The organism is Aromatoleum petrolei, from assembly GCF_017894385.1.
Classification (GTDB): Bacteria; Pseudomonadota; Gammaproteobacteria; order Burkholderiales; family Rhodocyclaceae; genus Aromatoleum; species Aromatoleum petrolei.
The window spans coordinates 1,959,315-1,979,974 of sequence record NZ_CP059560.1 but is presented as its reverse complement, the minus strand read 5'-3'; the positions used below and the strand labels follow the sequence as shown (position 1 = coordinate 1,979,974).

Sequence of the window (20,660 nt, the reverse complement as noted above, 5' to 3'; positions counted from 1 at the left end):
TGGATATCCGGATATTCCGCTGCGCTGGAGTCGCGGGGATCCGGCATGCAGCTCGGCGCAAGCATAGCGAATGTGCGCTGCTGCTTTGTATCGTATTGCAGCGCAGGGTTCCCGGCAGCAGCTTCTGCTGCGAGACGGGGGCTTGCGGGAGAGGGGGCGGGGGTGAAACGCGCGACGGGGGCCTGGCGGCCCCCGTCGGTTAGTGCTCGGGAACGGTGATGAAACCCATCTTCTGGATGCCTGCGGTGCGTGCCGCCGACATGATCTCGGCCAGTTTCTGGTAGCGCGTCTCGCGGTCGGCGCGCAGATGCAGCTCGGGCTGCACCGGCTGCGCTGCAGCCGCTGCGAGTCGCGCGGCGAGTTCGTCGTCGCCGATCTTCTGGTCGTTCCAGTACAGCGCGCCGGCTGCGTCGAGCGCCAGCGTCACCGTGTCTGGCTTCTCGTTGCTGGCCTGGCTCGCCGCCGTCGGCAGGTCGATCTTGACCGAATGCGTGAGCAGTGGCGCGGTGATCATGAACACGATCAGCAGCACCAGCATCACGTCGATGAGGGGGACCATGTTGATCTCGCTCATCGGGGCTGAGCCGCCCTGCTCGTTGAAGCTGCCGAAAGCCATCACGCCGCTCCCGCGAGCTTGGCCGCGGCGGCGGGCGCCGCGGCGCGCGGAGTCTGTTCGGCCGGCGCGCTCGCAAGGCGCGTCCCGGTCGTGAACCACGCCAGCAGGTCGTGCGCAAAGGCGTCGAGTTCTGAGAGTTCGAGCCGGTTCGCTCGCGTGAAAGCGTTATATGCGAGCACGGCCGGGATCGCGACGAACAGGCCGAAGGCCGTCATGATCAGCGCCTCGCCCACGGGGCCGGCAACCTTGTCGATCGTCGCCGCGCCCGAGGTGCTGATGCCGATCAGGGCGTGGTAGATGCCCCACACCGTGCCGAACAGGCCGATGAAGGGCGCGGTCGAGCCGATGGAGGCGAGCACCGTGAGTCCCGATTCGAGCTGGGCGGTCGACAGGGCGATCGACTTGCGCAGCGCGCGCGTGACGAATTCGTCGGCGTCGAGCTTGCCGCCCAGCGTGTCCGCGGCCGTGTGGCGACGCAGGTGCTCGGCGGCCGCCGCCCCCTGGCGCGCAAGCGCCTCGAAGGGCGAGTCCGGCGCGATCTGCGACACGCGGCGCAGGCCGTCGTCGAGATTGGCCGCGCTCCAGAAGCCCTCGACCGCGCTGTCGAAGCGGCGGGCGCGCAACTGGCGCGTGGTGCGCACGGCGATCAGATACCAGCTCGCCACCGACATCACCACGAGGGTGAAGGCAACGAGTTTGATGACGATATCCGACTGGGCCCAAAGGTGGGACAGCCCGAAAGTGTCGGTGAGCATGTTCAGTTTCCTTCGAGTTTGAAGACGATGGGGACGATGACCGCGGCGGCGACGGGCTGCGCGCCCTGTTTCGCCGGCACGAAGCGCCAACGCTGCACCGCTTCGCGGGCAGCGGCATCGAGGCGTGCGAAGCCGGAACTTTCCGCCAGATCGACCTGTGCGGGCAAGCCCTCCGCCGTGACCTGCACGCGCAGCATCACCTTGCCCTCCTCGCGCATGCGGCGCGACAGGGGCGGGTAGGCGGGGGCGGGGTTGTTCAGGTAGGCGGCGTCGAAGCGCGCGGCGATGACCGCCGGCGGCGCCTCGGGGGCGGGACGCGCCGGTGGCGCGGGCGGCGTCGGCGCGGCAGCCTCGCGAACCGGTTCCGGGGGTGCCAGTGGGGGCGTTTCGGCACGAATCGCAGTCGGCGCCTCCGTCACCACCTTGGGCGCGGGCTTGGGTGCGCGCGGCTGCGGGCGCGGGGTCGGCTTCGGCGGCGGTTCGACGACCGGCCGGGGCGGAGGCGGCGCCACGGTCGGCAAGGGCACGGGCAGTTCGATCAATGCCACCGAGATCGGAGTTTCCTTCACGGTGTCGGGTTGGCGGACAAGCTGCGCCACGGTGGCGAGGCCTGCGACGTGGGCAAGCACGACCAGCACCAGGAGCAGCGTCCGCTCGCGGCGGCCTCCGCGTGCTACGCGCGCGGTGGCGGGTGCAAGGGGCGGCGTTTCGCGCGGCGGCGCGAAGCTGAGCGGCCGACGCCCAGAGGGGGACGCTGGCGGCGTGAAGGGCGCCGAAGGCAGGGCGTGGGAATGGGCCATGTGGTGCTGGACTGGTCCAGCGGTCAGCGGATCAGCTGATCGATGAGCAGCGCTGCGAACGCCACGTACAAGGCCAGGCGGTGCGCGGCAAAGGCGGGGCCGTGCCGCTGCGACGGATCGGTGAATTCACCCCCGGTTCGGGTATGCATGCTTGCCAGTTCTCCGTTCGATCATTGACGCTGGCTCGTTCTGCGGGAGAACTGGCTTGCGGTGTTGGTGCGCGCCGACACGGCGGTGCCGGCGCGCATGGCGGTGCGTCAGCTCGCGTCGCCCATCTGCGACTGCAGGTAATTCTGCAATCCGACCTTGTCGATCAGCTCGAGTTGCGTTTCCAGGTAGTCGATGTGCTCCTCGGTGTCCTCGAGGATCTCCTCGAAGACCTCCCGCGACACGTAGTCCTTACAGGACTCGCAGTACGCGATCGCCTCGATCAGCTCCGTGCGTCCGCCCTGTTCGAGCTTGAGGTCTCCCTGCAGGCATTCGGGAACGTTCTCGCCGATCAGCAGCTTGTTGAGGTTCTGCAGGTTGGGCAGTCCCTCGAGGAACAGCACGCGCTCGATCAGCTTGTCGGCGTGTTTCATCTCCTCGATCGACTCTTCGTACTCGTGATGGCCGAGTTTTCCCAGGCCCCAGTTCTTGTACATGCGTGCATGCAGGAAGTACTGGTTGATCGCCGTGAGTTCGATGGTCAGCTGCTTGTTGAGGTATTGAATGACTTTCTTGTCGCCTTTCATACGGCCTCCACTGCCAGGGAATACGAGGGCACGAACGCGGCGATGGCCGGTTTCGCGGTCGTCGTCTGTTCCGCCATCGCAGTACGCAGGCAGTCGCGCGCGCAGGTTGCACAACGCCCGCATTCGCCTGCGACGCCCAGCCGGGTCCGCAGTTCGCGCAAGGTCGAGACGCCTTCGCTGACGGCCTCGCCGATGTGGCGCTCGGTCACTGCGTTGCAGATGCAGACATACATAGTCTAGCCTCGTTGTTCCGTTTGTCGTGGTGTTGGATGCCGATTACTTCGTCAGGATCAATTTGCCGGCACGCGTCGCGCGCAGCACGTAATGGGTGCCGTCATGGTCGATCGTCACGCAGGACTGACCGAGGAGCAGCCGTTCGCTGGGGATCACCTCGCCGCCAGATTGACGTACGTCGCGGATGTGCGGCGCGGCGTCGGCGGAAAGTGAAGCGGGGCAATGCGGATCGTCCTGTGCCTGCATGGTGTGAGCGATAAAGCAAATAGGAACGATTCGCATTACAACATCGGACGCTTGCCCGGTCAACTCCCCTGTGTTCTGATCGCCACCCGTCATGTGTCGACCCCGGGGCCTTCCATTCTCCGTTCCCCGGTCGGGGGAGGGGGGCGGAAGTCCGCGGCAGATTATGGAGAAACGAGAGATGTCCGAAACCTATGTGATCGAGCCCGCCCCGCGTCCCGCCATACCCGTCGCGGGGGGCGGACTGTTCCCGGTGCGGCGCATCTACTGCATCGCTCGCAACTACGCGGCGCATGCGCGCGAAATGGGCGGGGATCCGACCCGTGAGGCGCCGTTCTTCTTCACCAAGCCGGCCGATGCCGTGTTGCCCGTGGCCGCAGGCAGCTGTGGAAAATTTCCCTATCCGCCGGCCAGCAGCGACGTGCACCACGAAATCGAACTGGTCGTCGCCCTGGGGGCGGGAGGCAGCAACCTGACGTCAGAAGCGGCGCGCGCCTGCATCTGGGGTTACGCCGTGGGGCTGGACATGACGCGTCGTGACCTGCAGGCCGAAGCGAAGGTGCTCGGTCGGCCGTGGGACAGCGGCAAAGCCTTCGACTGTGCGGCGCCGATCTCGCAAATCGTCCCGGCCGCGGGGCGGATCCTCGAGGACGGCGAGATCCGTCTCGACATCAACGGCGAGACGCGGCAGCGCGGCGACCTGTCCGACATGATCTGGACGATCCCCGAGATCATCGCCTTCTTCTCGCGCTATTATCGGCTGGAGGCGGGCGACCTGATCTTCACGGGAACGCCGGAAGGCGTCGGGCCGGTCGTTGTCGGCGACCGCCTGCATGGCGTCGTCGCCGGCGTCGGTGAGTTGACGCTCGAGGTCATCGCGCCGCGCTGATCCGCACGAGCCCCGGCGTCGGGGCGTCCCTGCGGGAAGGTCAGGGCAGGCGCAACAGCACCTTCACGCGCCCGTCCGCGTCGGCGGCGGGCATGTAGCCGATGAGATTGGGCTGCGACGCCAGCCACTGCCGCAATTGCGCCATGCTCTCCGCCTGCTGGGGGGGCAGCGCACGCCCGGTGAACACCATGCGCGACCAGTGGGCGCGAATCTGGCTCGGGTTCTTGCGGGTGAGCTGCTGGTAGAACTGATCGCGGATCGATCCCGGGGGCAAGTCCGCCAGCGTCACGACGCTGCCGTCGGGCAGCGTGTGCCCGTGGCCGAGGTAGAACTGCTCCGCCTGCTCGCGCGTGAGCGCCGGCAGCGGGCTGTGGGCATCCGCGACGATGACAGTCTGGGCGAGCACACAAGGTGCGGTGAGCAGCGGGAGGGCGAGGAGGAAGGCGCGAAACAAGCGAGTCACCGGCTCCCCCTCAGAAACTCAGGTCCAGCGAAAGGCTGAAGGTGTTCAGCGTGCGGCCGCCGATGCGCGTCGTCTGCGCATCGCCCGATGGCGCATACGAGCCCCAGGCGTCATCGTCGGGCGTTGCCCGCGTGACCTCGGCCTTCACCGCGGCGTAAGCGGCGAGTTCCCAGCGTGCGCCCAAGGTAAGGCTGCGCTGCGCGTTGTTGCGCGACCCCAGGAACAGATCCCAAGCGGCTGCGAGCCGCCCTGGAGGCATGCGGGCTTCTGCAAACTGCTCGTCCAGCGTCTGGCGCGCGACCACCACGTAGGGCATCACCGGGCCGAAGCGGCGGCCCAGACTGAGGTACCAGCCGTGCGCGCTCGCGGCATAGCGGTTGGTCTTGCGCCGCGCATACTCGCCGATGAACTGCCAGCTGCCGTCCTCCCATTGCACGCCAACCGAGTCGAAGCTCGTCCGGCCGTGCGTGCCCGACAGGTCGGCGATCACCCCCCCCTGGCCGGTCCGCTGCAGGATGTCCGCAACCGCGAGGAACAGGGTGTCGCCGCGCTCGAGCGTGAAACTGCCTTCACCGTGGCCCAAGTGCAGCGAGAAATCGCCCCGGCTCAACCCGAGATTAACGCCAAGGACTTCCTTCAGCCGCGCCTTGCCCAAGGGAAACGGAATGCGGCCGCCGCCGTAGTAGGGATGGACCTCGATGTCGTAGCTGCCGAGCCGCGCGTGGTAGATGAAGTCGATGCCGTCGAGATCGTTGAACGGATTGAGCCCATACACTTCCACAGGAGGCCGCACCCAGAGGTTCGCGTAATTGACGTAGAGCGAGTCCGACAGCATGAAGAAGGGCACGCGAACCCGGCCGATGCGCATCGAGAGGCCCGGGGCGAGCGTCTGGCGGAAGAAGGCTAGCGTGAGCTGCGGATCCTGGCTCGCGTCGCCGTCCTCGCGCACCAGGCCCTGTAGCGTGATGTCGTTGTAGGGCGTCAGGCGGAGGCTGCCCTGGATGCCGACCAGACTGTCCGGACTGAAATCCGGATCCTTCTCCCCCGGGAAATTCACGCCGTAGCGTGTGAACCAGACGTCCTTGTCGTCCGTGGTCACGGCGCCGAGCGTGCCGAACCCCGAGAGCTCGAAACGCGGTGGGTATGCCGGTTCGTCCGAACCCGCATGCACGCTGGCGACAAACGCCAATGACAACATCGCGGCGCTGCCGCGCAGCACGTTCGTCAAGTTCATGCACGGGCCTCCTGGGCCAACTGGTGGCCGAACAGCAGTTGTTCGACGGCGTCATCATCGAGGGGGCGTGCGAACAGGTAACCCTGGCCGTAATCGCAACCCATCCCGAGCAGCAGCTCGGCCTGACGTGTCGTCTCGATGCACTCCGCGACCACGCGCATCCCGAGGTCGTGGGCGAGTTCGATGCTGCGTGCGACGATCGTGCGCAGGCGCACGTCATTTTCTAGCGAGCGCACGAAGGAGCCGTCTAGTTTCACGAGGTCGCAGGGGATCGTGTGCAGGTAACTCAGCGCCGAGTAGCCCGTGCCGAAATCGTCGATCAGTACGGACATCCCCGCCGTGCGCAACTTTTGCAGGATCTCGGCTGCGGGGCCTTCCGGCTGGGCGAGCACGCTCTCGGTGACCTCGAAGCGCAGCATGTCGCGCGGCAGGCCGTGACGGTCGATCTCGGCGATGATCTCGCCGGCGAGGTCCGGGCGCGCGAACTGCGTCGCCGATAGATTGACGCTGACCATGGGCACGGTGGCGCCGCTGCCGGCACGTTCCCGCCACTGCGCGATGCGCTCGCAGGCTCGCGTCAGCACCAGCATGTCGAGTTCATGGATGAGCCCCAGCGTCTCGGCCAGCGGCACGAAGAGGTTGGGCGGCAGCATGCCGCGGGTTGGGTGGCGCCAGCGCACCAGCGCCTCGAAGCTCTTTATCGATCCGCTGTCCAAGGCGACGATGGGTTGGAAATGCACGCTCAGTTCGTTGCGCGCCAGCGCGTCGCGCAGGTCGCCCTCCAGTTGCAGGCTTTCCAGTGCCTGCGCGTGCATCGAGGCATGAAAGATCGCCACCGAGTCCCCGCCGCGCTGGCGCGTGCGCTGCAGGGCGTTGTCCGCATCGCGCAGCATCGTGTCGCCGTTCTCGCTGTCCTGGTAGTCGCTGCTGAGGGCCATGCCGATGCGGAATTTCGGGTACAGGATCTGGCCGGCGACGCTGGTCGGCTTGGAAAGGCGCTCGCGCAGCCCCTCGGCAAGGCGCAATGCCTCGGCGGGGCTCTCGATGCTGTTGAGCAGCAGCGCGAACTGGTCGCCGCCCACCCGTGCGGCGATGTCGCCGTAGCGCAGCGTTTCCTGGAGCGTGTTCGCGACGTCGCGCAGCAGCGCGTCGCCGGCTTCGTGGCCGAAGCTGTCATTCACCAGCCGGAAGCGCTGCAGGTTGATTGCCAGCACCGCGAAACCCTGCCGGCCGACGCGGCGCTGCTGCCCGAAGGCGCTTCTCACATGCTCCAGGAACAGCGCGCGGTTCGGCAGCCCGGTAAGTCCGTCATGGAGCGCGTCATACTGCAGGCGCACCTGCGCGAGCTTGTGGTCGTGTACGTCGCTGATCGATCCGGCCATGCGCACGGCGCGATCGTCGACGCCGCGGACCGCAACCCCGCGCGTCATGACCCAGCGGTAGCTGCCGTCCTGCTGGCGTGCGCGGTATTCGCACTTGAACTGGGTGCTAAAACCCTTCAGATGCTCGATCATCTTCGCCCGGTAGCCTGGAGCATCGTCGGGGTGGATGCCGGTTAGGACCTCTTCCGGGCTGTAGTAGAGGCGTCCGGCCGTCAGTCCCGCTATCTCGCAGTAGCGCGGCGAACAGTAGACCTGCCCCTCCGCGACGTTCCAGTCCCACAGGCCGTCGTGTGCGCCCTGGATCGCCAGTTCGTAGCGCTGCTCGCTGATCTTCAGGCGCTCGGTCGAGTCCTGCAGGTCGCCGATGCGGTCCTGCAGATTCGCCGCCATCACGTTGAAACGCCGCGCCAGGCGGGCCAGTTCGTCATGGCCGTTCTCGGGCAGGCGGTGGTCCAGCTTGCCTGCGGCGATTGCCTCGCTGCCAGCGAGCAGACGGCTCAGGTTGCGTGTCAGCAGGTAGCCGATGCCCGACAGTAGACCGAAAGTCATCAGGATCTCAGCCAGCGCGATTGCCGCGCCCTGCTCGGTGATCGCCTTTCGTGCCGCTGCCAGCACCGACACGGACACGCCGAATTGCAGGGCCCCGACCTGGTTGCGCTCCAGCAGCAGCGGTCGACGCACGTGCATCACCCCGCCGCCGCCGGCGACGCCGCGGGAGTTGACGTGGTCGACCTCCGGCAATGGCTGCGCCTCGGGCAGACCGGCATTGACGAGCACGCGCCCGTCGGGCGCGACGATGCGCACGTAGATCAGGCCTTCGTCGGCTTCACTCAGCAATTCCCCGAGCACGTCCTGAAGAGCGTCGAATTCGCCCATGTCGCCATACGCCACCGCCATCGCATGCAGCATCGTGGCGTTCTGGTTGACGAGCGTGTTGAGGCTCGCATTCGTCGCCTGGTTCATCAGGCGGACGCTGTTCGCGAGCAACAGGGTCAACAGCACGACCTGCACGACGGTGCTGGCGAGCAACAGCCGCATGCGGATCGAGCTGAAGCGAAGCGAGAATTTCACGATCGCGGCCGGTTCCGTTGCCTATCGTCGAGCGAGGCGTCGGACGCCCGCGGCGGCGTCGATGCGCCCGGTGTCGACGAAGGACTCGACATTATCGACGATGCGGTCCGGGTCGTACAGATAGTTGACCATCATGCCCCAGGACTGGACCAGTCCCTTCTCCGAAGTGTCGGCGAGCCAGTTGAGCCGCTCGACGCGGGCGCCGTTGCCGAGGTGGAAGCGGGCGACGGGGTCGAGCGGCAGCTTGTCGCGCTTGGCTTCGAGCAGGTAGGCGGCGGTCGCCTTGAGCAGTGGATCGCGCAGTGCGCGTGCAAGCACCGGGTCGCCCGACCAATCGGCCTTGCCCGCCAGAATGTCTGCGAGGCGCGGCGATTCGGGTCCCTCGATGCCGGCGACGGCGAGGCGCTTCCAGTCCTCCTCGCCGAAGGCGGCGCTCACTTCTCCGGGATGCTTGTGTGCCCATTTGACCAGGCCCGGAATCGGCGACAGCGTTGCAAAGGTTTTCAGGCGCGGGAAATCGCGCTGCAGGTCGTCGACCACGCGCTTGAGCAGGAAATTGCCGAAGGACACGCCGCGCAGCCCGTCCTGGGTGGCGCTGATCGAATAGAAGATCGCGGTGTCCGCCCGTTCGGTGTCCGCCGCCGGTGCGTTCTCGTCGAGCAGCTTCTGGACGTTGTCGGCGAGGGTGTCGAGCAGCGCGACCTCGACGAAGATCAGCGGCTCCTGCGGCATGCGCGGATGGAAGAAGGCGTAGCAGCGGCGATCCGAGCCGAGACGGTTCTTCAGATCCTTCCACGAGCGGATCTCGTGCACCGCCTCGTACTGGACAATCTTCTCCAGCAATGCCGCGGGCGAGTTCCACGTGACTTGGGTGAGTTCGAGGAAGCCGACGTCGAACCACGCCGTGAGACGCGCCTCGAGCTCGCGGTCGAGCGACTTCAGTTCCTTGTCGTTATCGAGGAAGCGCAGCAAATCGGCGCGCAGGTCCACAAGAAACTTCACGCCTTGTGGGATGGCGTTGAACTGGGTCAGGATGCGGATGCGCGACGAGCGCATCGCCGCGCGCAGTTGGGCCTCGGCATCCCACTGCTTCGGCGTGCCGACGGCGGCTTGATAGGCCTCGTGCGCCTTGGCGATGCGCGCAGGTTCCGGGCCGAACTCGAGCGCGATGATGCGCAGGAAGGCGTGCCGTCCGGCGTCATCGAGCTTCAGGTAGGTGTCGGCCAGGCGTGCCGCGCGGACGCGCGTCGACACCTCGCCGCCCCGGCTCTCCGCACACTCGCGCAGCTGGCGACGGATCCGGTCCAGCTGCTTCTCGGTCGGTTCGCCGTTGCGGCCGGTTGCGCCGGCGACGATTTCGCGGACTTTCGAAAGACTGCGCGATACCAATCCGGGTGCCATCTGCACTCTCCTTTGCGTCATCGTGCCAGAAATGAGCATGTCATCATGCGAACTTTCGCACGCAGTGCGTTCACAGACCATGTCATCCGGTTAACTTGTCGCGCCCGTCTGCGCGGGCGTCGAGCACTTCTCAGTGGGCGCCGGGCCCTTTGTCGCGACTTGCCGCGAGCAGCCACGCTCCGATCGCGAACATCGGCACACATAGCCATTGCGCCGTCGACAATCCCATGGAGAGAATGCCGAAAATCCCCGGATCCGGGGTACGGAAGAATTCCGCCGTGAAGCGCAATACCGCGTATCCGAGCAGGAACATCGCCGATACCGCCCGCGCGGGGCGTGGCTTGGCCGCATACAGCCACAGCAGCACGAACAGCAGGAGGCCCTCGCCGGCCGCCTGATACAGCTGGGACGGATGGCGCGGCAGGTTGTCGACCCACGGGTAGATCATCGCCCAGGGCAGGTCGCCGTCCACCGGTCGGCCCCACAGCTCGCCATTGATGAAGTTGCCGATGCGCCCCGCGGCGAGGCCGGTCGGCACCAGCGGCGCGATGAAATCCGTGACGTTCCAGAATCCCTTGCCGGTGCGCCTGCCATACAGCCACATCGCCACCAGCACGCCGAGGAAGCCGCCGTGAAAGCTCATCCCGCCCTTCCACACGGCGAGGATCTCGGCCGGATGCGCGAGATAGTAAGCGGGCTGGAAGAACAGCACCTCGCCCAGCCGCCCGCCGATCACGACCCCCAGCATGCCGTACATCAGCAGGTCGTCGATCTGCTGCGGCATCCAGCCCATCTCCGGGCGGCGGCGCGCGTGGATGCGCCCGAGCAGCATGAACAGCACGAATGCGGCGAGATACATCAGCCCGTACCAGCGCACGGATAGCGGGCCGAGCGAGAGTGCGACGGGGTCGAACTGCGGATGGATCAGCATCTTATTGCCAGCCGCTCCGGGTCAATCGAACTGGGCGCGGAACGTGTCGAACTCGCTGCGCAATCGATCGAGTTCCTCGCGCAGCCGGCGCACTTCTTCTTCCAGCTCGCTTGTGCGTCCGCGTGCCGCACCCCCGGATGGTGCCCCGGCCAGTGACTCGCCCATCGCCTCGAACGCCGCGGTGCCGCCGAGCAGGTGCGCGTAGCGCGTCTCCTTGGTGCCCGGTGCGCGCGGCAGGGCGTCGGCCATGGGCGGGTATTTCTCCGCGAGATGCTCCAGGACCGACTCGACCGCGGCGATGTCGTCGAAGCGGTGCATGCGTTCGGCACGCTGGCGGATTTCTCCCGCCGTCTGCGCGCCGCGCAGCAGCAACACCGCGAGGACCGCCTGCTCGGCCGGTGGGAGCGAATGGCGCAGGCGCACGAGATGCTCGTATTTCGCCACGCGTCCGCTCGCCTGGTCGCGTCGCGATACCAGCTTGCGCGTCATCAGGCTGTCGACCGCGGCCTGGACTTCTCCGTCCGACAGGCTCATCACCGGGTCCCGCCCGGTCAGCTGGTTGCAGCCGGTGACGATGCCGTTCAGCGACAGGGGGTAGGCGTCGGGCGTAACGAAGGCCTTTTCGATCAACACGCCCAGTACGCGGATTTCTATCGGATCGAAGTCGAAGCCGTCAGTGGCGGAGTCGGGGGCGCTTTGCTCGGTCATGGTTATCGTTGGTGTCGGGAGCTCGGGTGGGCAATGATAGCCGAGCGTCGTTTCCCTTCGGTTAGAATTCCAAGACTTGATTCCGCGTGACGCACCGCCGAAGCAGCGTGCGCCCGAACCCTGAGCCGAGGACACCATGCCCCAATACCGTTCCCGTACCTCCACCGCCGGCCGCAATATGGCGGGCGCCCGCGCTTTGTGGCGCGCCACCGGCATGAAGGACGGCGACTTCGAAAAGCCGATCATCGCCGTCGTCAACAGCTTTACGCAGTTCGTGCCGGGGCACGTGCACCTGAAGGATCTCGGCCAGCTCGTCGCGCGCGAGATCGAAGCAGCAGGGGGCGTCGCCAAGGAATTCAACACCATCGCCGTCGATGACGGCATCGCGATGGGTCACGGCGGGATGCTGTATTCGCTGCCCTCGCGCGAGCTGATCGCCGACAGCGTCGAATACATGGCCAACGCGCACACCGCCGACGCCCTAGTGTGCATCTCGAACTGCGACAAGATTACCCCGGGGATGCTGATGGCTGCGCTGCGCCTCAACATCCCCGCGATCTTCGTCTCCGGCGGCCCGATGGAAGCAGGCAAGGTCAAGTGGGAGGCCAAGGTCATCTCGCTCGATCTCGTCGACGCGATGGTCAAGGCCGCCGACAGCCACTGCTCGGACGAGGAAGTCGACGCCGTCGAGCGTTCCGCCTGTCCCACCTGCGGTTCCTGCTCCGGCATGTTCACGGCCAACTCGATGAACTGCCTCACCGAGGCACTGGGCCTGTCGCTGCCGGGCAACGGCACCGTGCTCGCGACCCACGCCGACCGTGAGCAGCTGTTCCGCAAGGCCGGTCGCACCATCGTCGACATGGCACGCCGCTGGTACGAAAAGGACGACGCCTCGGTCCTGCCGCGCTCGATCGCAACCTTCAAGGCCTTCGAGAACGCGATCAGCCTCGACGTCGCGATGGGCGGCTCGACGAACACCGTGCTGCACCTGCTGGCCGCGGCCCGCGAAGCGCAGGTGGATTTCACGATGGCCGACATTGACCGCGTCTCGCGCAAGGTGCCCTGCCTGTGCAAGGTCGCGCCCGCGGTCGCCGACGTTCATATCGAGGACGTGCATCGCGCCGGCGGCATCATGGGCATCCTCGGCGAACTCAACCGCGCCGGGCTGCTGCACGCCGAAGTGCCGACCGTGCATAGCAAGACCCTGGGCGAGGCGATCGCGCGCTGGGACATCATGCAGGCGCACGACAACGCCGTGTTCGAGTTCTACAAGGCTGCGCCGGGCGGCGTGCCGACCCAGGTCGCCTTCTCGCAGAACCGCCGCTGGAACGAGCTCGACATGGATCGCTCCAAGGGCATCATCCGCGACCGCGCCAATGCCTTCACGCAAGACGGCGGCCTCGCCGTGCTGTACGGCAACATCGCCGAGAAGGGCTGCATCGTGAAGACCGCCGGCGTCGACGAGTCGATCTGGAAATTCACCGGCAAGGCGCGCGTGTTCGAGAGCCAGGAAGATGCGGTCGAAGGCATCCTCGGCGACAAGGTCGCGGCGGGCGACGTCGTGATCATCCGCTACGAAGGCCCGAAGGGCGGCCCCGGTATGCAGGAGATGCTGTACCCGACCAGCTACCTGAAGTCCAAGGGGCTGGGCAAAGAGTGCGCGCTGCTCACCGACGGCCGCTTCTCCGGCGGCACCTCGGGCCTCTCGATCGGCCACGCCTCGCCCGAAGCCGCGTGCGGCGGCGCCATCGCGCTGGTCGAGGAGAACGACACGATCGAGATCGACATCCCCAACCGCAGCATCCGCCTCGCGGTGAGCGACGAGGAGCTCGCGCGCCGCCGCGCCGCGATGGAGGCGAAGGGCAGCCAGGCGTGGAAGCCGGCCAATCGGCAGCGTGTCGTGTCGGCGGCGCTGCAGGCTTACGCGGCGCTCACGACCAGCGCCGATACCGGTGCCGTGCGCGACGTCACCCAGGTGCAGCGCTGACACGATGACCCGGCGTACCGCGGTAGCGACGACCCTCGACGGCGGCAGGTTCTGAGATGCTCGGCTGGCTGAAGCGTCTCTTCGGCATCGAGCCCGGGCCGGCAGCGTTCTCGCCGGCCATTCCCCCTCCGCCGCGCGAGCCGCAGCCGCCGCCCGTGGTCGCGCCCGAGACTCCGCCGCCCGCCGACGTCCCGGCTGCCGCGCATGGCGCGCCGTCCGCCGTCGACGAGGAGCTTCGCAGTGCGAACGCCTCGCTTTCGCTGTTGTGTCGCAGCGAGGTGCTGGACCGCGAGCAGAACCTCACCGGCTATGCCTTTGAACTGCGCGAAGACGTCGCCGGGCGTGTCCGCGCCACCGGGCGTCGCGCGCGCGATTTCATGGACGGCCTGCTGGTCGAGCAGATCGACCGCTACGGGCACGGTGCGGCGCTGAAGGCCCGTCGGCTGTGCCTGAGGGTGTGGGAGGGCTTCCTTGCGCATCCCGCGCTGGCGCGGCTGCAGGGGCTTGATGCGACCCTTCTGGTGCGCCCCGAATTGCCCACGCGCGTGGCTTCCGCCGAAATGCTGGCGAGCGCGGCGCGCCTGCGCGAGGCCGGGGTGCAGATCGTGCTCGATCACGGCGAGCCCGGGCCGTGGCTCGACAGCGCGCTGCCGCAGGCCGATGCGGCACTGTTCCGCATGGGATTCTGTCTGCCCGAAGACCTCGGTCTTTACATCCGTGCGGTGCGGCAGCAGCGTGCCGATCTGCCCGTGTGGGCCTGGGAGGTGGGCACGCCAGACGACTTCGAGCTCGCCGCCAGGCTCGGTTGCACCGCGCTTTCCGGCGCATTCGTGACGCGCCGCGAGGACTGGAAGGGAAACTCCCTGTCGCCGCACGGCATGCGTCTGGCGTCGCTGCTTCAGCGCCTGCGCAGCGGCGTCGACACGCAGGAGATTGCCGTCATCCTCAAGCACGACCTCGCGCTGGCGTATCGCCTGCTGCGTTACGTAAATGCGGCCGCGTGGGGCCTGAACCACCACATCAGCTCGGTCGAGCAGGCAATCCTCGTGCTCGGGCAGCAGCCGCTGCAGCGCTGGGTGTCCATGATGCTGCTGGGAAGTGCGCGCAGCGCGCCGGGAGCGGCGGTGGTGATGGAGGATGCGCTCGTGCGCGGCCGCCTGCTGGAACTCCTGGGTGGGCTGCGCGGCGAACGCGACCCCGCCGCCCAGCTTTTCGTGCTGGGGCTGTTTTCGCTGCTCGACGTCGCGCTCAAGGTGCCGCTCGAGGACGCGATCCGCCCACTCAAGCTGCCCGACGCGATGCAGGATGCCCTGTTGCACCAGCGCGGGCCGATGGCACCGTATCTCGAACTGGTGCTCGCGTTCGAGCGCGGCGATGCGCCGCGCGTGACTTCGTTTGCCGATGTGCTGGGCATCGATGTCGGCGAGCTGAATCGGCTGCAGTTCGAGGCGCTCGACTGGGTGCATTCGGCCGAAGCCTGATCGCATACCGTTTGCCTTGACCGTCCCGCGGTCGGCCTCTACCATCCCGCCGATGGACGCAGAACTGAACAAGCTCGAGAACCAGGTCGAACAGATCGTCGGCCTGCTCGAATCGTGCCGCGCGGAAGGGCGCGAGCTGCGCACGCGCGTCGTGCGCCTGGAGGCGGAAAACCGTGTGCTGGCGGACAAGGTCCGGCTCGCAACGGAAAAACTAGAAGCCCTGCTCGCGCAGTTGCCGGAATCCTGACATGGCCACCGACACCCTCGACATCTCCCTGCTCGGGAAGACCTATTCCGTCGCCTGCCGGCCGGAAGACCGCGAAGGCTTGATCGCGGCCGTCGTCTTCCTCGAAGAGAAGCTCAACAGCCTTGCGGCGCGCACCAATGCGTCCGGCGAGAAGCTGGCTGTCATGACCGCGCTGAATATCGCGCACGAATTTTTGCAGTTTCAGCGCTCCGGTGGGTTTGACATGCAGGCCGCGAAGCGTAGAATCGGTCTCGTGAATGCGCGACTCGATGGAGTCCTTGCGCAGCAGGAAAAGCTTTTCTAACAGGTAGTTAGCGCGGGTTGGCGCGTATGTAAAGTCAATCCCCGCTGTGTCGTCGAAGTCGTAGATTCCTTGGACCAATGTCGAGAGACTTGGTCGCGGACCATGGATGCCGCAGGTGTGCACGCCCCTCGCCGGGTGAGCCTGATGCGGAAGGAAAGCGACCTCCCTGAACCCCAGGTTCAGGATGCCGGCGGAGGCGACACTGCGGGGGCCAAACGAGAGAGGCGCGGATTTCGGTCCGCGCCTCTTTTTGCTTTCGTTCTTGCCTTGTCCGGCCGGGGAGCCGGAGCGCCGCGGAGCGGGTTCCGCGCAGGTTTTGGAAGGAAATTGATGGATTTCGATGTGTGGTGGCTGAGCTACCTCGCGCTGGGGGCCTTCGTGGGATTCTTCGCCGGCCTGTTGGGGGTCGGCGGCGGGGGCATCATGGTCCCGGTCCTGGCTTCGCTGTTCGTCGCGCAGGGGATGCCGCGGGACAACGTCGTGCATCTGGCGCTCGGCACCTCGATGGCGGCGATCGTGATGACCTCCATCGCCAGCTTGCGCGCGCATCACAGGCATGGCGCGGTACGCTGGGACATCGTGCGCTTCATCGCGCCGGGGATTGTTGTCGGCACCTTCGCGGCGACCTTCATCGCCTCGCGGATCGAGTCCAAGCCGCTGGCTATCTTCTTCGCCTGCTTCATGGCCTACGTGTCGCTGCAGATGCTGGCCAACGTCAAGCCCAAGCCCTCGCGCGAGCTGCCCGGGCCGGTCGGGATGAGCGCGGTGGGGGCCGGCATCGGGGGGATCTCCGCGCTCGTCGCGATCGGCGGCGGTTCGTTGTCGGTGCCCTTCATGACCTGGTGCAACGTGAAGGTGCATCACGCAATCGGCACCTCCGCGGCGATCGGCCTGCCGATCGCGCTGGCTGGCACGGTCGGTTATCTGGTGAACGGCTGGGGCAGCACCGGGATGCCCGCGCACAGCCTCGGTTTCGTCTACCTGCCCGCGCTGGTGCTGATCAGCGTCGTGAGCACCTGGACCGCGCCACTGGGCGCAAGGCTCGCGCACCGCTTGCCGGTCGCGGTGTTGAAGAAGATTTTCGCCGGCGTGCTGATGCTGCTGTCGGCGAAGATGTTGCACGCGCTGTTCTTCTGAGCGGCGGCGTGGAAGCTATGGAGCGAATGCAATGAGCTGGAACATGTGGCTGGCCTTTCTTGCCGCGGCAGTCGTGATCGCCGTGTCGCCGGGACCCGGCGCGGTGCTGAGCATGGCGACCGGACTGCGTCACGGCTATGCGGTGGCGCTGCGCGCGATCCTCGGGCTGCAGACGGCGCTGCTGATCCAGCTCGCTATCGTGGTGCTCGGCCTCGGCGCGGTGCTGGCGGCGTCGGCGACGGCCTTCCTGACCGTCAAGATCGCCGGGGCGGCCTACCTGATCTGGCTGGGCGTGCGTAAATGGCGCGCGCCGGTGGAGCTGCTCGAAGAGGGTGCCGAGGCGCGCGAGGCCCGCGGCGTCTACCTGCAGGGGCTGCTCGTGAATCTCACGAATCCCAAGGCGATCGTCTTCATGGTCGCGCTGGTGCCGCAGTTCATCGACCCGCAGCTGCCGCAGTGGCCGCAGTTCTTCATCATCGCGGCGACGATGGTCGGCACCGACATGGTGGTGATGTCCTCCTATGCGCTGCTCGCCGGACGCTGCCGGCGTTGGCTGCGCAGCCCGCGCATGATGAAGGCGCAAAACCGCGTGTTCGGCGGAATGTTTGTCGCGGCCGGCTCGTTGCTCGCCGCGTCGTCGCGCTGAGCCTGTCTGGGCCAGTAGCTGCATCGGTGCGCCCTGAGCCTGTCGAAGGGCGGTGGCAGGGCTTCGACACGCTCAGCCCGAACGGTGCTTGGTTATCGGGTCCTGTCGTCTCGGGGAGTCATTCCGTCCAGCAGGGTGCGCAGGTTGTGGCGCATCATCGCGACGTAGGTCGGGGCCGGCCCGTCGGGGCCCGATAGCGCATCCGAGTACAGCGTGCCGCCGAGGCGCGCGCCGCTTTCCTTGCGGATGCGCTCGATCAGACGCGGGTCGCTGACGCTCTCGACGAAGACGGCGGGCACGTTCTCGCGCCGCAGCTGGCGGATGAGCTGGGCGACGCCCGCCGCAGAGGGTTCCGACTGGTTGCTGACCCCCGCCGGGGCAAGGAAGCGCACGCCGTAGGCGTGGGCGAAGTAGCCGAAGGCGTCGTGGGCGCTGACGACCCTGCGCCGTTCGGCGGGGACCGCGGAAACGGCGGTGCGGATGTCTCTGTCCAGTGTCTTGAGCTCGGCCGCATAGCGGGCGGCGTTGTCACGGTACACCTTGGCGTTCGTCGGATCGGCCTGCGCCAGGGCGTCGGCGATGTTGGCGACATAGCGCAGCGCACGCACGACGTCCTGCCAGGCATGGGGATCGACGGCGTCCTGATGGGAGCCCTTGCCGTGACCGTGCGCGTCGTCGTGGCCGTCGTCGGCGGGGATGGGCTCCACGCCCTGGCTGGCGACGAGGAGCGGGCCCTTGTAGCCGGCGGTCTGGGTGAGCCGTTCGAGCCAGGGGTCGAAGCCCAGGCCACCGACGACCACCAGTTGCGCGGCGCCGATGCGGCGGGCGTCGGAGGGGCGCGGCTGGAAGTTGTGCGCGTCCTGGTCCGCGGCGACGAGCGTCGTGACCTTGACCCGGTCCCCTCCGACCTGGCGGATGAAATCGCCGAGGATGCTGAAGCTCGTGACCACCTCGAGGGGGGCAGCCCGGGCGGGGAGGGAGGCGATGCCGAGCAGCACGAGGAGTGACGCAACGAGAGGGGCAAGCAGGCGCTGGAGGAGGTGGCGCATGGGAAGCGTTCGGAAGGTCAGGATTCGAGGTGGGGGCGGCGGTCGAGGCGTGCACCCAGCATGCCGCCGGGGGCGAGGATGAGCGAGATCACGTACACGATGCCGGTCACGAGGATGATGGCCGGGCCGGCCGGGACGTCGGCGTGAAAGGAGGCAAGCAGCCCGCCGATGCCGCTGGCGAAGGCGATGAGGACTGCGAGGCCGAGCATTGCGGGCAGGCGCTTGACCCACAGGCGCGCCGCGGCCGAAGGCAGGATCATGATGCCGACCGCCATCAATGTGCCCAGCGCGTGGAAGCCGGCGACGAGGTTCAGCACCACGAGCACGAGAAAGCCGTAGTGCGCGATCGGGCTGGCTGCGCTGACGCCGCGCAGGAAGGCGGCGTCGAAGCATTCGAGCACCAGCGGGCGGTACAGCAGCGCCAGCGCGACGAGGGTTGCCGTGGTGATTGTGCTGATGAGCAGCAGCGAGGCGTCGTCGAGCGCGAGCACCGAGCCGAACAGCACGTGCAGCAGGTCGAGGTTGCGTCCGCGCAGCGACACGATCATCACGCCGGTGGCGATGGAGAGCAGGTAGAAGGCAGCAAGGCTGGCGTCCTCCTTCAGGATCGACGAGCGCGCGACCAGTCCTGCCGCGAGCGCGACGACGATGCCGGCGATGATGCCGCCGACGGTCATTGCTCCGAGCGACAGGCCGAAGGCGAGGTAGCCGAGTGCTGCGCCGGGCAGGATCGCGTGCGCCATCGCGTCGCCCATCAGGCTCATGCGCCGCAGCAGCAGGAACACGCCAACGGGCGTCGCGCCCAGCGCGAGCGCGAGGCAGCCCGCGAGTGCGCGGCGCATGAACTCGAAATCGGCGAAGGGGCTGAACAGGGCGTCCGCGATCATGCAGCCTCCGCTTCCGGGCGGTGGCACACCGGAGCGGTGGCGTCGAACTCGCCGGCGAGGCGGCGGGCGGTCGCGAGGCGTTCGGGGGTGAGGATCTCGCCGGTCGCGCCGAAACCGAGGCATTCGCGCGCGAGCAGCAGGGTTTCCGGGAAGTGCTGCCGCACCAGTGTGAGGTCGTGCAGCACCGCGAGGATGGTCCGCCCTTCGGAATGCCACTGCAGGATCAGCGCGATGAGATCCTCGATCGTGCGTGCGTCGATGGCGTTGAAGGGCTCGTCGAGCAGCAGCAGGTTGGCATCCTGCAACATCATCCGCGCGAAGCGTGCGCGCTGCAGCTGGCCGCCCGACAGCGTGCCGATCTGGCGCGCCTCGAAGCCGGACAACCCTACCGCGGCGAGTGCCGCGCGTACGCGTTCCGCCTGGCTGCGCCGAAGTCCGCGGAAGGGGCCGATCTCGCGCCACAGTCCCATCGACACCATGTCGAACACGGACACCGGAAAGCTGCGGTCGAGTTCGCTCTGTTGCGGCAGGTAGGCGATGCCTTCCTTGCTCGTGTGCACGAGGAACTGGCCCTGCAGGGGCTTCAATTCGCCGGTCAAGGCCTTGAAGAGGGTGGACTTCCCGGCGCCGTTGGGGCCGACGATCGCGACCAGCGCGCCGCGGGAGATGCGGCAGCGGAGGTGGTGGATTGCCGGGTGGCGGTCGTAGCCGAGGGTCAGGTTGTCGAGTTCGAGGATGACGTTGGGTGTGGTCATGCGAGCGCCCAGCCTACGGTGAGCCATAGCACGGCCGCGGCAGCGGCCGCCAGGGTGATGCGCGCACCGACGCCGAGTTGCAGCGCGGTGCCGGGGAATGCGGTGGTCGGTGCGGCGCCGTGCGCGTGGTCGCCGTCGTGATCATGATGGTGATGCACATGCGACAGCGCGCTGCTCGATGGGGAGGACATATTCTCTTCGTGTCGGGGCATTATTGTTTTGAGGGGCGAATGCTTGTGGGGCTCAGGCCTTCCCCCCGCGCTGGCGACCGCAATCGGCACAGGTGCCGTGGAACACCAGTTCGGCGCGCTCCGGCTGGAATCCGACCGGCAGCGCGAATTGTTCTTCGGGGCGGATCGATTCGAGGCACAACACGTGCCCGCAGCGGTCGCAGTGGAAGTGCGCGTGCTGGCTGCGGGTCTCCCCGCCCGCCTTGAAGCGGCGTGCGCGGTCGGGGCCGATGACGCGATGCGCGAGCCCCTGTTCGACGAGCCAGTCGAGCGTGCGGTACAGCGTTACGCGGTCGTGCGGCATGCCGTCCGCGGCGAGCTGTGCGGCGATGTCGTCGTGGTTCAGGGAACGCGGGCTGTCCTGCAGGATCTCGAGTACGGCGATGCGCGTGCGCGTGACGCGGCCGCCGCAGGCGGCGATCAGGAGTGCGGCAGGGGGAACGTCGGGGCGGGGCATTGCGGGCAGGAACTGGGGC

At 67.3% G+C, this 20,660-nt stretch carries 25 protein-coding genes; 7 read left to right on the top strand and 18 right to left on the bottom strand.

Translation table 11 applies throughout. From position 1 onward, the window contains the following. Positions 1 to 199: 199 nt before the first annotated feature. The 7 genes from ToN1_RS09065 to ToN1_RS09040 all read right to left on the bottom strand — a co-directional run bounded on the left by ToN1_RS09065 (position 200) and on the right by ToN1_RS09040 (position 3,478). The gene (locus tag ToN1_RS09065; protein ID WP_169208949.1) at positions 200 to 616 is read right to left on the bottom strand and encodes an ExbD/TolR family protein; all 417 of its coding nucleotides are present in this window, start codon (positions 614 to 616) and stop codon (positions 200 to 202) included. After that, positions 616 to 1,371: a MotA/TolQ/ExbB proton channel family protein gene (locus tag ToN1_RS09060; protein WP_169208950.1), complete on the bottom strand. Its 756-nt coding sequence runs from the start codon at positions 1,369 to 1,371 to the stop codon at positions 616 to 618. Before ToN1_RS09060 ends, ToN1_RS09065 begins: the two co-directional genes overlap by 1 nt. Positions 1,372 to 1,373: 2 nt before the next feature. Continuing rightward, entirely contained in the window at positions 1,374 to 2,171 is a 798-nt protein-coding gene (locus ToN1_RS09055) for an energy transducer TonB (RefSeq protein ID WP_210148069.1), read from the bottom strand. Between the two features lie 23 nt (positions 2,172 to 2,194). After that, positions 2,195 to 2,320: a hypothetical protein gene (locus ToN1_RS24895; RefSeq protein ID WP_280516668.1), complete on the bottom strand. Its 126-nt coding sequence runs from the start codon at positions 2,318 to 2,320 to the stop codon at positions 2,195 to 2,197. A 108-nt stretch (positions 2,321 to 2,428) separates the two neighbouring features. Then, the gene (gene bfr / locus ToN1_RS09050) at positions 2,429 to 2,905 is read right to left on the bottom strand and encodes a bacterioferritin (protein ID WP_169208714.1); all 477 of its coding nucleotides are present in this window, start codon (positions 2,903 to 2,905) and stop codon (positions 2,429 to 2,431) included. Continuing rightward, positions 2,902 to 3,138 carry a (2Fe-2S)-binding protein gene (locus tag ToN1_RS09045; protein WP_169208713.1) on the bottom strand — a complete coding sequence of 79 codons (237 nt, stop codon included), beginning with the start codon at positions 3,136 to 3,138 and terminating at the stop codon, positions 2,902 to 2,904. Before ToN1_RS09045 ends, bfr begins: the two co-directional genes overlap by 4 nt. 43 nt (positions 3,139 to 3,181) lie before the next feature. Further along, on the bottom strand, positions 3,182 to 3,478 hold the full coding sequence (locus tag ToN1_RS09040) for a hemin uptake protein HemP (protein WP_244861008.1): 297 nt from the start codon (positions 3,476 to 3,478) through the stop codon (positions 3,182 to 3,184). An 85-nt stretch (positions 3,479 to 3,563) separates the two neighbouring features. Between ToN1_RS09040 and ToN1_RS09035 the strand changes: the two genes are divergently transcribed. Next, a complete protein-coding gene (locus tag ToN1_RS09035) occupies positions 3,564 to 4,271 on the top strand; it encodes a fumarylacetoacetate hydrolase family protein (RefSeq protein ID WP_169208712.1) in 708 nt (235 codons plus the stop codon). A 40-nt stretch (positions 4,272 to 4,311) separates the two neighbouring features. On the opposite strand, the gene ToN1_RS09030 is transcribed toward ToN1_RS09035, so the two are convergent. The 6 genes from ToN1_RS09030 to ToN1_RS09005 all read right to left on the bottom strand — a co-directional run bounded on the left by ToN1_RS09030 (position 4,312) and on the right by ToN1_RS09005 (position 11,461). After that, entirely contained in the window at positions 4,312 to 4,734 is a 423-nt protein-coding gene (locus ToN1_RS09030; protein WP_244861007.1) for a DUF1153 domain-containing protein, read from the bottom strand. Between the two features lie 10 nt (positions 4,735 to 4,744). Beyond that, on the bottom strand, positions 4,745 to 5,968 hold the full coding sequence (locus ToN1_RS09025; RefSeq protein WP_169208711.1) for a hypothetical protein: 1,224 nt from the start codon (positions 5,966 to 5,968) through the stop codon (positions 4,745 to 4,747). After that, positions 5,965 to 8,421: an EAL domain-containing protein gene (locus tag ToN1_RS09020; RefSeq protein ID WP_169208710.1), complete on the bottom strand. Its 2,457-nt coding sequence runs from the start codon at positions 8,419 to 8,421 to the stop codon at positions 5,965 to 5,967. The genes ToN1_RS09025 and ToN1_RS09020 overlap by 4 nt, the downstream gene beginning before the upstream one ends. Positions 8,422 to 8,442: 21 nt before the next feature. After that, a complete protein-coding gene (locus tag ToN1_RS09015) occupies positions 8,443 to 9,822 on the bottom strand; it encodes a malonyl-CoA decarboxylase (protein ID WP_169208709.1) in 1,380 nt (459 codons plus the stop codon). 130 nt (positions 9,823 to 9,952) lie between these two features. Next, the gene (gene lgt, locus ToN1_RS09010; protein WP_169208708.1) at positions 9,953 to 10,753 is read right to left on the bottom strand and encodes a prolipoprotein diacylglyceryl transferase; all 801 of its coding nucleotides are present in this window, start codon (positions 10,751 to 10,753) and stop codon (positions 9,953 to 9,955) included. A 21-nt stretch (positions 10,754 to 10,774) separates the two neighbouring features. Beyond that, positions 10,775 to 11,461, bottom strand: a complete 687-nt coding sequence (locus ToN1_RS09005) for a YceH family protein (RefSeq protein WP_169208707.1) — start codon at positions 11,459 to 11,461, stop codon at positions 10,775 to 10,777. A 136-nt stretch (positions 11,462 to 11,597) separates the two neighbouring features. Between ToN1_RS09005 and ilvD the strand changes: the two genes are divergently transcribed. The 6 genes from ilvD to rhtB all read left to right on the top strand — a co-directional run bounded on the left by ilvD (position 11,598) and on the right by rhtB (position 17,263). After that, positions 11,598 to 13,448: a dihydroxy-acid dehydratase gene (gene ilvD, locus ToN1_RS09000; protein WP_169208706.1), complete on the top strand. Its 1,851-nt coding sequence runs from the start codon at positions 11,598 to 11,600 to the stop codon at positions 13,446 to 13,448. 56 nt (positions 13,449 to 13,504) lie between these two features. After that, on the top strand, positions 13,505 to 14,929 hold the full coding sequence (locus tag ToN1_RS08995) for an EAL and HDOD domain-containing protein (RefSeq protein ID WP_169208705.1): 1,425 nt from the start codon (positions 13,505 to 13,507) through the stop codon (positions 14,927 to 14,929). Positions 14,930 to 14,981: 52 nt separating this feature from the next. After that, complete coding sequence (locus tag ToN1_RS08990; RefSeq protein ID WP_076603233.1) at positions 14,982 to 15,176, top strand: hypothetical protein; 195 nt, start codon at positions 14,982 to 14,984, stop codon at positions 15,174 to 15,176. Position 15,177: 1 nt separating this feature from the next. After that, the gene (locus ToN1_RS08985) at positions 15,178 to 15,480 is read left to right on the top strand and encodes a cell division protein ZapA (protein ID WP_169208704.1); all 303 of its coding nucleotides are present in this window, start codon (positions 15,178 to 15,180) and stop codon (positions 15,478 to 15,480) included. A gap of 330 nt (positions 15,481 to 15,810) precedes the next feature. After that, entirely contained in the window at positions 15,811 to 16,617 is an 807-nt protein-coding gene (locus ToN1_RS08980; RefSeq protein WP_169208703.1) for a sulfite exporter TauE/SafE family protein, read from the top strand. A 31-nt stretch (positions 16,618 to 16,648) separates the two neighbouring features. Next, entirely contained in the window at positions 16,649 to 17,263 is a 615-nt protein-coding gene (gene rhtB, locus ToN1_RS08975; protein ID WP_169208702.1) for a homoserine/homoserine lactone efflux protein, read from the top strand. A 92-nt stretch (positions 17,264 to 17,355) separates the two neighbouring features. Here the strand turns inward: rhtB and ToN1_RS08970 are convergent, their stop codons facing one another. From ToN1_RS08970 to ToN1_RS08950, 5 genes are read right to left on the bottom strand one after another with little or no spacing between them, the layout of a single operon-like run. Further along, complete coding sequence (locus ToN1_RS08970) at positions 17,356 to 18,312, bottom strand: metal ABC transporter substrate-binding protein (protein ID WP_210148068.1); 957 nt, start codon at positions 18,310 to 18,312, stop codon at positions 17,356 to 17,358. 17 nt (positions 18,313 to 18,329) lie between these two features. Further along, complete coding sequence (locus tag ToN1_RS08965; RefSeq protein ID WP_169208932.1) at positions 18,330 to 19,199, bottom strand: metal ABC transporter permease; 870 nt, start codon at positions 19,197 to 19,199, stop codon at positions 18,330 to 18,332. After that, positions 19,196 to 19,954 carry a zinc ABC transporter ATP-binding protein AztA gene (aztA, locus tag ToN1_RS08960; protein ID WP_169208933.1) on the bottom strand — a complete coding sequence of 253 codons (759 nt, stop codon included), beginning with the start codon at positions 19,952 to 19,954 and terminating at the stop codon, positions 19,196 to 19,198. Before aztA ends, ToN1_RS08965 begins: the two co-directional genes overlap by 4 nt. Continuing rightward, positions 19,951 to 20,145: a hypothetical protein gene (locus ToN1_RS08955; RefSeq protein ID WP_169208934.1), complete on the bottom strand. Its 195-nt coding sequence runs from the start codon at positions 20,143 to 20,145 to the stop codon at positions 19,951 to 19,953. Before ToN1_RS08955 ends, aztA begins: the two co-directional genes overlap by 4 nt. A gap of 52 nt (positions 20,146 to 20,197) precedes the next feature. Beyond that, complete coding sequence (locus tag ToN1_RS08950) at positions 20,198 to 20,641, bottom strand: Fur family transcriptional regulator (RefSeq protein ID WP_210148067.1); 444 nt, start codon at positions 20,639 to 20,641, stop codon at positions 20,198 to 20,200. Positions 20,642 to 20,660: the final 19 nt, after the last annotated feature.